The organism is Kribbella antibiotica (genome assembly GCF_004349055.1).
Taxonomy (GTDB): domain Bacteria; phylum Actinomycetota; class Actinomycetes; order Propionibacteriales; family Kribbellaceae; genus Kribbella; species Kribbella antibiotica.
Window position 1 is genome coordinate 22,857 of record NZ_SMKX01000094.1, and the last position, 10,673, is coordinate 33,529.

11 protein-coding genes are annotated in these 10,673 nt (G+C 66.2%); 7 read left to right on the forward strand and 4 right to left on the reverse strand.

The features are described 5' to 3' along the window. Positions 1-17 precede the first annotated feature (17 nt). From E1263_RS27230 to E1263_RS27255, 6 genes are read left to right on the forward strand one after another with little or no spacing between them, the layout of a single operon-like run. Entirely contained in the window at positions 18-893 is an 876-nt protein-coding gene (locus tag E1263_RS27230; RefSeq protein WP_132172351.1) for a 2-hydroxy-3-oxopropionate reductase, read from the forward strand. Further along, complete coding sequence (gene gcl / locus E1263_RS27235) at positions 893-2,668, forward strand: glyoxylate carboligase (protein WP_132172353.1); 1,776 nt, start codon at positions 893-895, stop codon at positions 2,666-2,668. Before E1263_RS27230 ends, gcl begins: the two co-directional genes overlap by 1 nt. Next, positions 2,668-3,750 (forward strand): glycerate kinase, encoded by a 1,083-nt coding sequence (locus E1263_RS27240; protein WP_132172355.1) that lies wholly within the window; start codon positions 2,668-2,670, stop codon positions 3,748-3,750. The genes gcl and E1263_RS27240 overlap by 1 nt, the downstream gene beginning before the upstream one ends. Then, positions 3,747-5,084, forward strand: coding sequence for an allantoinase AllB (gene allB, locus E1263_RS27245; protein WP_132172357.1), 1,338 nt, complete (start codon positions 3,747-3,749; stop codon positions 5,082-5,084). Before E1263_RS27240 ends, allB begins: the two co-directional genes overlap by 4 nt. Continuing rightward, a complete protein-coding gene (locus E1263_RS27250) occupies positions 5,081-5,896 on the forward strand; it encodes a bifunctional allantoicase/(S)-ureidoglycine aminohydrolase (protein ID WP_132172359.1) in 816 nt (271 codons plus the stop codon). The genes allB and E1263_RS27250 overlap by 4 nt, the downstream gene beginning before the upstream one ends. 29 nt (positions 5,897-5,925) lie before the next feature. Beyond that, complete coding sequence (locus tag E1263_RS27255; protein WP_132172361.1) at positions 5,926-6,381, forward strand: hypothetical protein; 456 nt, start codon at positions 5,926-5,928, stop codon at positions 6,379-6,381. Positions 6,382-6,406: 25 nt separating this feature from the next. On the opposite strand, the gene E1263_RS27260 is transcribed toward E1263_RS27255, so the two are convergent. After that, entirely contained in the window at positions 6,407-7,168 is a 762-nt protein-coding gene (locus tag E1263_RS27260) for a phosphotransferase (protein ID WP_132172363.1), read from the reverse strand. Continuing rightward, positions 7,161-8,579, reverse strand: coding sequence for an MFS transporter (locus E1263_RS27265; RefSeq protein ID WP_132172365.1), 1,419 nt, complete (start codon positions 8,577-8,579; stop codon positions 7,161-7,163). The genes E1263_RS27260 and E1263_RS27265 overlap by 8 nt, the downstream gene beginning before the upstream one ends. Before the next feature lie 87 nt (positions 8,580-8,666). Here E1263_RS27265 and E1263_RS27270 point away from each other — a divergent pair, with 87 nt between their 5' ends. Further along, entirely contained in the window at positions 8,667-9,305 is a 639-nt protein-coding gene (locus E1263_RS27270; RefSeq protein WP_132172367.1) for a TetR/AcrR family transcriptional regulator, read from the forward strand. 5 nt (positions 9,306-9,310) lie between these two features. Here E1263_RS27270 and E1263_RS27275 read toward each other — a convergent pair whose 3' ends face one another. Next, entirely contained in the window at positions 9,311-9,937 is a 627-nt protein-coding gene (locus tag E1263_RS27275) for a hypothetical protein (protein WP_132172369.1), read from the reverse strand. Further along, on the reverse strand, positions 9,934-10,673 hold a 740-nt coding region (locus E1263_RS42870), incomplete at its 5' end, for a hypothetical protein (protein ID WP_165956762.1). The genes E1263_RS27275 and E1263_RS42870, both read right to left, overlap by 4 nt.

Genomic DNA, 10,673 nt, shown 5'->3' on the forward strand with positions numbered 1-10,673 from the left:
TCTGTGGAGGAGACAACATGACAAACATTGCTTTCATCGGTCTAGGCATCATGGGAAACCCGATGGCCGTCCATCTTGCTCAAGCCGGGTACACAGTTGCCGGGCTTGATCGGAGTGTTGAGCGAGCTGCCGAGCTGGTTGCGGCAGGCGGCCGCGCTGCGGACTCGATCGCCGACGCGGTCAAGGGTGCCGACGTGGTCTGCGTGATGGTTCCGGACTCGCCGGATGTCCAGGAGGTGCTCGACGACGTCTTCCAGGAGGCCGAGACGGGCACGCTGATCATCGACTTCTCCAGCATCCGCCCCGACGTCACTCAGCAGCTCGCCGCGCAGGCGCAGGCGCTGGGGTTTCGGCTGCTGGATGCCCCGGTTTCGGGCGGCGAGGCCGGCGCGAAGAACGCCGTACTGTCGATCATGGTCGGTGGATCAGCGGAAGACTTCGCTGCGGCCAAGTCGTTGTTCGACGTGGTCGGCAAGACTGTGGTCCACGTGGGGCCGAGCGGCTCGGGGCAGACGGTCAAGGCTGCTAACCAGCTGATCGTGGCCGCGAACATCCAGGCCGTTGCGGAGGCCGTCGTCTTCCTGGAGGCCTACGGCGTCGACACCGAAGCTGCGCTCGAAGTCCTCGGGGGAGGGCTTGCCGGTTCGACTGTCCTTCAGCAGAAGAAGGCGAATATGTTGTCGCGCACCTTCGAGCCCGGGTTCCGGATCGACTTGCACCACAAGGACATGGGCATCGTCACGGCCGCGGCTCGGGAGGCTGGCGTCGTCGTACCGCTGGGGTCTTTGGTTGCGCAGCTGGTCGCATCGGCGCGGGTCAACGGCGACGGTGGGCTCGACCACTCCGCCCTGCTGCGTGGCGTTGAGCGGCTGTCCGGAAAGGCTGTGAACTGATGCCGCGCATGCGTGCAGTCGACGCCGCGGTCCTCATCCTGGAGAAGGAGGGCTCGACGCAAGCGTTCGGACTGCCGGGTGCCGCGATCAATCCCTTCTACAGCGCGATGCGCGCCCACGGTGGTATCCGCCACGTGCTGGCCCGCCACGTCGAGGCCGCGTCGCACATGGCCGAGGGCTACACCCGAGCGCGCGCCGGCAACATCGGCATCTGCATCGGTACGTCGGGGCCGGCGGGAACCGACATGATCACCGGACTGTATTCGGCGTCCGCGGACTCGATCCCGATCCTCTGTATTACCGGCCAGGCGCCGGTCGCCAAGCTGCACAAGGAAGACTTCCAGGCGGTCGATATCTCGTCGATTGCCGCGCCGGTGGCCAAGTGGGCGGTCACGGTGATGGAGGCCGCGCAGGTGCCGGGGACGTTCCAGAAGGCCTTCCAGATCATGCGATCCGGGCGGCCGGGTCCGGTGCTGGTGGATCTGCCGATTGATGTGCAGCTGGCCGAGATCGAGTTCGACATCGATGCCTATGAGCCGTTGCCGCTCGCGCGTCCGGCCGCAACTCGACTGCAGGCCGAGAAAGTATTGACGATGTTGATCAATGCTGATCATCCGTTGATCGTTGCCGGTGGCGGAATCATCAACGCTGACGCAGCCGACCTGCTGGTCGAATTCGCCGAGCTGACGGGTATCCCCGTCGTGCCGACCCTGATGGCGTGGGGCGCGATCCCCGACGACCACCCGCTGAGTGCGGGCATGGTCGGCCTGCAGACCTCACATCGGTACGGCAACGCGACCATGCTCGCGTCTGACGTCGTACTGGGGATCGGTAACCGCTGGGCCAACCGGCACACAGGTGGACTGGATGTGTACACGTCTGGACGACAGTTCATCCACGTTGACATCGAGCCGACGCAGATCGGTCGAGTCTTCGCACCAGCGTTGGGGATCGTGTCGGATGCGGGGGCTGCACTTGAGGTCTTCGTCGAGGTTGCCCGTGAGTGGGCCTCGGCTGGACGGTTGCCTGACCGTACGGCGTGGGCGGCGGAATGCCGTGAGCGTCGCGCGACCTTGCAGCGGCGGACCCACTTCGACGCCGTACCGATCAAGCCGCAGCGTGTGTACGAGGAGATGAACCGCGCGTTCGGACCGGACACTCGTTACGTGACGACGATCGGGTTGTCGCAGATCCAGGCCGCGCAGATGCTTCACGTCTACCAACCGCGCCACTGGATCAACGCCGGCCAGGCCGGTCCACTCGGCTGGACCCTCCCCGCTGCCCTCGGCGTCGCTGTCGCGGAGCCTGACAGCACGGTGGTCGCGTTGTCCGGAGACTACGATTTCCAGTTCCTGATCGAGGAGCTGGCGGTCGGGGCGCAGTTCAACATCCCGTACATCCACGTCGTGGTGAACAACTCTTATCTAGGGTTGATTCGACAGGCTCAACGTGGATTCAACATGGACTACTGTGTTCAACTCTCGTTCGAGAACATCAACAGTCCTGAGCTCAACGGCTACGGCGTCGACCACCTCAAGGTCGCCGAAGGGCTTGGCTGCAAGGCCCTCCGCGTCACCGAGCCCGACGGCATCCTGCCCGCGCTCGAACAGGCGAAGAAGCTGATGGTCGAGCACCAGGTCCCGATCATCGTCGAGGTCATCCTGGAGCGCATCACCAACGTGTCGATGGGTGTCGAGATCGACAACATCATCGAGTTCGAGGACCTGGCGATCGATCCTGCCGATGCGCCGACCGCGCTAGCCCTGCTCGACTGATGCTGCGGGTGGTCGTTGCCTCCGACAAGTTCAAGGGCTCGCTGACCAGCGCTCAGGTGGCCGCTGCGGTCGCCACCGGGGTACGACGAGTCCACCCCGGCGCGACCGTGGTCGCCGTACCGGTGGCTGACGGCGGTGACGGCACACTGGCCGCAGCTGTAGCGGCCGGCTACAGCCTGGTGCCAGTGGACGCCGCTGGACCCACTGGATTGCCGGTCCGCTCGGGCTACGCGCGGCGTGGGGACACCGCGGTTGTAGAGCTCGCAGATGTCTGCGGCCTGGTCCGCCTGCCCGGCGAACTCGCCCCGATGACCGCATCCTCCTACGGCTGCGGTGAACTCATCGCCGCAGCCATCGACGTCGGCTGCAGCCAGCTGAGCCTCGGCATAGGCGGCAGTGCCTCGACTGACGGCGGTACGGGCCTAGTCCGAGCTCTAGCCGGCGGTGAGGTGCTCGATCTCGCCGCACTGCGAGCCCGGCTCGACGGTGTACGCGTGGTGGTCGCATGCGACGTCGACAACCCACTCACAGGACCACGCGGCGCAGCAGCCGTCTACGGCCCCCAGAAGGGCGCCTCACCGACCCAGGTGGCCGCCCTAGACACCAGACTCACGCAGTGGGCCGACCAGGTAGCCGCAGCGACCGGACACGACCTCCGCGACACCCCAGGAGCAGGAGCCGCAGGCGGCGTCGGCTTCGCCGCACTAGCCCTGCTCGGCGCCGAACTGCGCCCAGGCATCGACCTCATGCTGGACATGGTCGGCTTCCGCGACCACCTCGTCGGCGCTGACCTGGTCATCACGGGTGAGGGCGCTCTAGACGACCAGACCCTACGCGGCAAGGCAGTCGCCGGAATCGCAGCCGCAGCATCCGCCGTACCGGTAGTTGCCGTCTGCGGAGTGAACAACCTGGACCCCGCTGGGTTGGCCACAATCGGCGTACAAGCGGCCTACGCCCTCACCGACCTGGAGCCCGACGTCGAGCGGTGTATCGCAGATCCCATCCCATTGCTCGTCAAACTCGCCGAGCAGTTGGCCAGCGAGCACCTTACGATGGCGGAAACCGGGGAGGGCAGCGCGTGACTGGACTAGATCTGGTGATCCGAGCTCGACGAGTGGTACGAGCCGCAGGCGAACAAGCAGGTGCCATCGGGATCCGCGACGGCCGAATAGTTGCCCTCGCCCCGTACGACGCCGAGCTCGTGGCGACCGAGGACATCCGCCTAGCGGACGACGAGGTGCTGCTACCCGGCCTCGTCGACTCGCACGTCCACGTGAACGACCCCGGCCGCACCGCGTGGGAAGGCTTCACCTCCGCAACCAGAGCCGCAGCCGCCGGTGGCGTCACCACGATCATCGACATGCCGCTCAACAGCCTTCCGCCGACTTGCGACGTACCGGCGTTGGCTTTGAAGCGAGACACCGCCGCGCCGCAGGCGTACGTCGACGTCGGCTTCTGGGGCGGCGCGATCCCCGGCAACCTCGCGGACCTCCGCCCGATGCACGATGCCGGCGTCTTCGGGTTCAAGTGCTTCCTGCTGCACTCAGGGGTCGACGAGTTCCCGCCGCTCGATGCGGTTCAGCTGGAAGCGGCCATGCGCGAGCTGAGTTCGTTCGACGGGTTGCTGATCGTGCATGCAGAAGATGCCCACAGCATCGATCACGCTCCGCCGCCGCGCGGCGCGTCGTACCGGGATTTTCTGCACTCCCGCCCACGTTCGGCCGAGAACAAAGCCGTTGCCCAGGTCATCGATCTCGCTCGCCAGACCGGCTGTCGAGTCCACATCCTGCACGTTTCCAGCGCCGAGGTCCTACCCCTCATCGCCGCCGCAAAATCCGACGGCGTCCGCATCACCGCCGAGACCTGCCCGCACTATCTGACCTTCGCGGCCGAGGAGATCCCCGACGGCGCTACGCAGTACAAGTGTTGTCCGCCGATCCGCGAGGCCGCGAACCGCGACCTCCTCTGGGAGGGCCTGCGCGCCGGCACGATCGACCTGGTCGTCTCCGACCACTCGCCGTCCACGATCGACCTCAAACACCTCGACACCGGCGACTTCGGCACCGCCTGGGGCGGCATCGCCTCGCTCCAACTAGGCCTCGCCGCCGTCTGGACCGAAGCCCGCCGCCGCGGCTTCACTCTCTCCGACGTCGTCCGCTGGATGTCGTTGGCGCCCGCCGTCCAGACGGGTCTTCTTGCCAAGGGTCGCATCGAGCTAGGCGCCGACGCCGACCTCTGCGTCCTGGCCCCCGACAGCCCTGTCCTCGTCGATGCCGCCGCGTTGCACCACAAGAACCCCATCACCCCGTACGACGGCCGCACCCTGTACGGCGAAGTCCGCAGTACCTGGCTTCGCGGCGTACCGGTCTCGTCCACCCCTTCAGGCCGCCTGCTGACCCGAGGAGCACCCCAATGAACTATTACGCGCCGCAAGGCGGCCTACCCGCGCAGACTGACCTCACCACGGACCGCGCAGTCTTCACCGAGGCCTACGCCGTCCTCCCACGCGGCACCATGCGCGACATCGTCACCAGCCGCCTCCCCTTCTGGGACAACACCCGCCTCTGGGTGATAGCCCGCCCCCTCTCCGGCTTCGCCGAAACCTTCTCCCAATACATCGTCGAAGTCGCCCCCGGCGGCGGCAGCACCAACCCCGAAACCGATCTCACCGCCGAAGCCGTCCTCTTCGTTGTCAACGGCAACATCACCGTGACCATCGACGGCTCGCAACACGCCTTGACCCCAGGCGGCTACGCCTTCATACCCCCAGGCCTCGACTGGACCGTCCACAACCACGCCGATACCCCGTGCACCTTCCACTGGATCCGCAAGGCCTACGAGCGGATCGACGGCATCGACGTACCGGATGCCTTTGTCACCAACGAAACCGACGTCGAAGGCATCCCCATGCCCGGCACCGACGGAGCCTGGAAAACGCAACGCTTCGCCGACCCCGACGACGTCCGCCACGACATGCACGTCAACATCGTCAGCTTCCAGCCCGGCGGCGTCATCCCGTTCCCCGAAACCCACGTCATGGAACACGGCCTCTACATCCTTGAGGGCAAGGCGGTCTACCTCCTGAACAAGGACTGGGTAGAAGTCCAAGCCGGCGACTTCCTCTGGCTCCGCTCCTTCTGCCCCCAAGCCTGCTACGCCGGCGGACCCGGCCCCTTCCGCTACCTCCTCTACAAGGACGTCAACCGCCACCCCAAACTCACGCTCTGACCAACTGCCGGCGTACCGAGGAGGTGCTCATGTCCCAACCACCCAACAGCGAGCCGCTGACCGAAGACGAAGTCACCGCCAACGACATCCTCGCCCCCTTCGACATACAGGTAGTCCGCGTCAATGGAGAGTTCACTCGCAGTGGCAACGTCACTGGCCTCCAGGCTGCCTACCTGCATCTCGAGACCGCCCAGCAAATCCCGCAATCGGTCAAGAAATCGATCAACGGGTTCGATGAACGACGCCAACAGCAGTTGACCGACTGCGTCAACGCCCGCGGTTACCCCTGGGACCCCAACGTCGCCAAGAACCCCATCATCGACACCAAAGAAAGGGTGGTCTACGAACCCGGCCCGCCCTCGGAGGTCTTCGCCGCCTGTCTGGAAGAAGTCAACGCCCGCTACGGCTTCCGCGACGAAGGCGATCTCGCCGACATACTCCTCCGCGCCAAGGGCCCCGACGCCAAGCTGTACGGATCTGAATAGTTGTGGCGCTCGATTGGCCAGATCCTCAAGAAGTCCGAAGGCTTGCTAGCTGGTTCAGGGCAACCGTCAGGTCCTGGTCGCGGCCGGCATCCAGCATGCGTTGGTAGGTGGCGTCGGTTGCGGCGGCTTGCTTCATCACAGTCAGCTGGAGCGTGAGGCGCTCGGCGACGAGATCGAGGACGTCGTCGGTGGTGCCTTGCCAGCGGTACTCGCGCAGGAAGTGAGACAGCCGCGGCAGGCGCGAGTCTAGGTCGGTGAAACCTTCAGCGGCCACGACATGTGGAGCGTGCAGGGGCGTCCAGGAGAATGCCATCCAGGCGACATCCAGCTCGGGGCGTACCGGCCCGGCCATGTCCCAGTCGACGAAGCCGATCAGGCCCTCGGCGTCCCACACTGCGTTGTACGGCGCCGCGTCGTTGTGCGCGATGATCATGCCGGGCTGCCAGACATCGCCTTCGCGCCAGGATGCGTCGTACGGCGGAACGAAGTCGGCAACGGCCGCGTGATAGCGCCGCAGCCACTGGGCAACGTCCGTCAGTGCCGAGGAGCTATGTGTCCAAGACGGCCACGGCCGCGCGTTCCCGACCGTCTGCCCGGGCAGGAAGCTGACCATCTCCCGTCCGTCGGCGTCGACCCCAAATGCCCGTGGTGCCCCAGAGAATCCGGCCGCCTCCAGATGGGCTAGCAGTGCGTGAACCGAGGAGGTCCAGCTCCCCGCAGTACGCCGTACCACTCCGTCGACCAACGACGCCCCGCCGTCGAACCCGCCCGCAAGCCGCTCATCCATGCGGCTCAGCCTCGCATGCCGTGGTGCAGACGGGCGCGGGCTTGCGCAGCCTGAGGGCGAAGAGCAGGGTGAGCAGGATTCCGCCTCCGATGACGAAGACGGTGTTCCGGATTCCGTTGGCTGCTGCGATGTGCAGCTCTTCGCCGACGAGGCCTGACGTGTGTGCGTTGGCCACGAGGACGAGAGCGGCGAGACCGACGACGGCACCGATGCCTGAGCTCGTGGAGACCATGCCGGACGCGACGCCCTGGGTGCGGTCGGAGACGCCAGTGGCTGCGGCGATGAACATCATCGTGAAGACTGCGCCGTCCCCGAGGCTGACTGCCACCAGGCCTGGTGTGAGTGCGGCATACGAATCACCCGTCGACATCCCGACGCCGAGTGCGATCGCGCCGGCGGCGCCGATGGCCAGAGCGACGATCAGGGTACGGCGCAGCCCGAAGCGGGTCACGGCCTGTCCGGCGTACGTCGAACCTGCCACGACGACCGCGGTGGGGAGCAGGAACGCGAGCCCGGTCTGGAGCGGGTCGTAGCCGCGGACGTCTTGGAAGTAGATGGACAGGAAGTACAGCAGGGAACCGAATGTCGCCATGAAGAGGAAGGCGATCGCCATTGCCGCGGTCAGCGCGCGGTTGCGGAACAGGTACGGCGGAACCAGGGGATCCGGACTGCGTCGTTCGATGCGGACGAAGGCGATCGCTAGCAAGACTCCCGCAGTCGCCGCCAAGAGGATCCACGGCGAGGTCCAGCCGAGGGCCGGTCCCTGGACGAGCGAGAACACGAGCAGCGTGACCGCGCCGGTCACGGTCAGGGCGCCCGGCAGGTCGAACGACCGCTTGGTGTCCCGCGGCGGTCCCGCATCGAGCAGCGGCACCGCGAGACAGAGCGCCAAACCGGCTAGTGGGATGTTCACGAAGAACACGGACTCCCAGCCGAACAGGCGAGTGAGCGCGCCGCCCAGGAGTACGCCGATCACCAGGCCGGCGGCGCCGGAACCGCCCCAGATCCCCAGCGCGCGGTTCCGTTCGCGGCCTTCCGCGAAGGTGGTGTTGATGATGGCCAGCGTGCTGGGGAAGACCAGTGCGCCACCGAGTCCCTGGACCGCGCGGGCGGTCAGCTGCCAGGCCGGTTCGGTGGCCAGGCCGCCTGCCAGCGAGGCAACGGCGTACAGGATTAGGCCGGCCATCAACGCCCGGCGTCGGCCGAGCAGGTCGGCGGCGCGGCCACCGAGCAGCAGGAAGCCGCTGGAGGCGATGGCGTAGGCGCTAATCACCGCCTGGAGAGTCTGGGCGGAGTAGCCGAGCTCGCGGCCGATCTCGGGGAGGGCGACGACCACGATGTACTGATCGAGCGAGACGATCAGCATGGCGAAGGACAGTAGCGCGAGGCCTGCGGATTTTCTGCGGTCCATGATTCCTCCTGGGGGGATGCTCTGAACTGTACGACTCAGTTCACATGAACTCAACCGTTCAGTTCATGTCTCTGCTAAGCTGCGGACATGACGCAGAGTTCACCGAAGGTGCTCACCGGCGACCGGGCGGCGCGCAAGCGGGAGGCGATCATCGCAGCGGCGCGTACGGCGTTCGTCCGGGACGGGTTCGATGCCGCGGTGGACGCGATCGCGGCAGCGGCCGGCGTTTCCAAGGTGACTGTCTACAACCACTACGGCAACAAGGAAACGCTGTTCAAAGCCGTCATCGGTGACGCTTTGGAAGGCGCGCTCGCCGACGTCATCTCCGGTACGGCGCAACGCCTGGCAGAGTCCCGCGACCTACGAGCCGCGCTGAAGTGGACCGCAACCGAGTGGGTCACCAGCATGACCGAGCCCGACCTGGTGGCCCTACGCCATCTCGTCACCAACGAGGTGCGGCGTTTCCCCGAGCTCGGCAACGCCTGGCGAGAGCACGGCCCCGACCGCGCCGCGCCCGCGCTTGCCGCCGCCTTCGAACGCCTCATCGCCGACGACCGGCTGACCATGCCCGACATCGACACCGCGATCGTCCAGTTGTACGCGCTGGTCCTCTATCCCCACCTCGTCCACAGCACGTACGGCGCCACCGTCGACCCACACACCACCAGTCGGCTCATCGACACCGGCGTCGACATGTTCCTCCAGTACTACGCCTACCAGGACTAGCGGATTCAGCGTGGTTTGGGCGACCAGGTGATCTGGGCGGCGATCTCGGCGGCGAGATCGAGCATGGTGACCAGGTCGATCGTTCCGTCGCCGGCCGGTACGCCCATGTCGGGGACGGTGTCGACGAGCGTGCGGTACTCGGCGCCGAGCAGCAGCGCGACCTTGATGGCAGCCAGCGACGCGTGGTGAGCCACGACCATCTCGTCGGAGGCGAAGCCGTGGCCGAGGCCGAGAACGACCAAGGTGTAATCGACGTCTCCGGCCGAAGGCACGATGGTGAGGTCGATGGCCCCGATGCTTGCCTGCATGGTGATCTTCTCCCCAGCAAGACATGCGGACACCAACGGGCGGTCCGGACTACCCGCGCCTCGCCGCAGTACCGGCCACCAATCCGTCAGCAGCGGGCCGGCGTTGGCCGTGAGGTAGCTGATGCCCTCCACGTTCATCACCACTGCCCGGAGACCGATCGTTTCGAGCGGCCATTCGATCGTGTAGCGGTCGGTGCCGCGCCGGTACCGCGCTCCGCCGAGCTCTTGGAATCGCCGCGGGTCAGGAGCCAGCGACAAGACGAACGGCACCTCGTCGTCGGACAGCACGTGCGGGATGGGCGTGAACGCCAGTGTGTCGCTCATTTCCGGGACCGCCTCAGCTCGTCGGCGCCTTGCACGAATTCCCAGGCGTCCTTGGCCAACCCGATGATGTCGCCGGCGTCGAAGCCATCCTGGAACGCGCCGTTGATCCCGTTCAGGTTGCCGATCATGCCGGAGATCGCCTTGAGCCGGCGGGACACCAGATCCGGTCCGCCGAGGACGGGAACGATGCCGGGCAGGTCATAGGGTTGGCAGAACCTGAGGAAGGTCTGCAGCGCCGCGCCGATCAGGCTGGTCACCTGCGCCGAGGAGAACTCGTCGCCGACCCGTAGATGATCGGCGACCACCCACTGAACCCGCTGCGGCGTGTGCACTGTGAACATCACCCGCGCGCCGGGGACTCGCGCCGTACTGAGTCGCAGCATTTCGTACTGCTGGGGCCAATGCAGCTGCACTAGCTTGCTGAGTTCGTCGCCGTAGTCGCGCCCCTCGAGCAGCCTGAAGAACGGTTCGACGATCTCCCCGAGACAGGCCACCACCAGGTCGTACTCGTCGTCCTTCGAGATCCGGTAGAGGACCGCGACGGCCTCTGTTCCGGTCAGCTCGAATACGACCTCGGTGAACCACGGTGTCATCCCGAGCGTCAGCCCGTCCGGCAGATGCTCGACCACTCCGCTCGGTTTGAAGCCCTCTTGCAGCAAGAACCGCAACGCCGGTACCGGCTTGTCCGCAAAACTGATCCCGAACGGCTCAGAGATCTCCCCACGCCCCATTGCCC

Coding starts and splice junctions, on each gene's coding strand:
- E1263_RS27230 (WP_132172351.1), top strand. CDS start 18: ATGACAAACATTGCTTTCATCGGTCTAGGCATCATGGGAAACCCGATG.
- gcl (WP_132172353.1), top strand. CDS start 893: ATGCCGCGCATGCGTGCAGTCGACGCCGCGGTCCTCATCCTGGAGAAG.
- E1263_RS27240 (WP_132172355.1), top strand. CDS start 2,668: ATGCTGCGGGTGGTCGTTGCCTCCGACAAGTTCAAGGGCTCGCTGACC.
- E1263_RS27250 (WP_132172359.1), top strand. CDS start 5,081: ATGAACTATTACGCGCCGCAAGGCGGCCTACCCGCGCAGACTGACCTC.
- E1263_RS27255 (WP_132172361.1), top strand. CDS start 5,926: ATGTCCCAACCACCCAACAGCGAGCCGCTGACCGAAGACGAAGTCACC.
- E1263_RS27260 (WP_132172363.1), bottom strand. CDS start 7,168: ATGGATGAGCGGCTTGCGGGCGGGTTCGACGGCGGGGCGTCGTTGGTC.
- E1263_RS27265 (WP_132172365.1), bottom strand. CDS start 8,579: ATGGACCGCAGAAAATCCGCAGGCCTCGCGCTACTGTCCTTCGCCATG.
- E1263_RS27270 (WP_132172367.1), top strand. CDS start 8,667: ATGACGCAGAGTTCACCGAAGGTGCTCACCGGCGACCGGGCGGCGCGC.
- E1263_RS27275 (WP_132172369.1), bottom strand. CDS start 9,937: ATGAGCGACACACTGGCGTTCACGCCCATCCCGCACGTGCTGTCCGAC.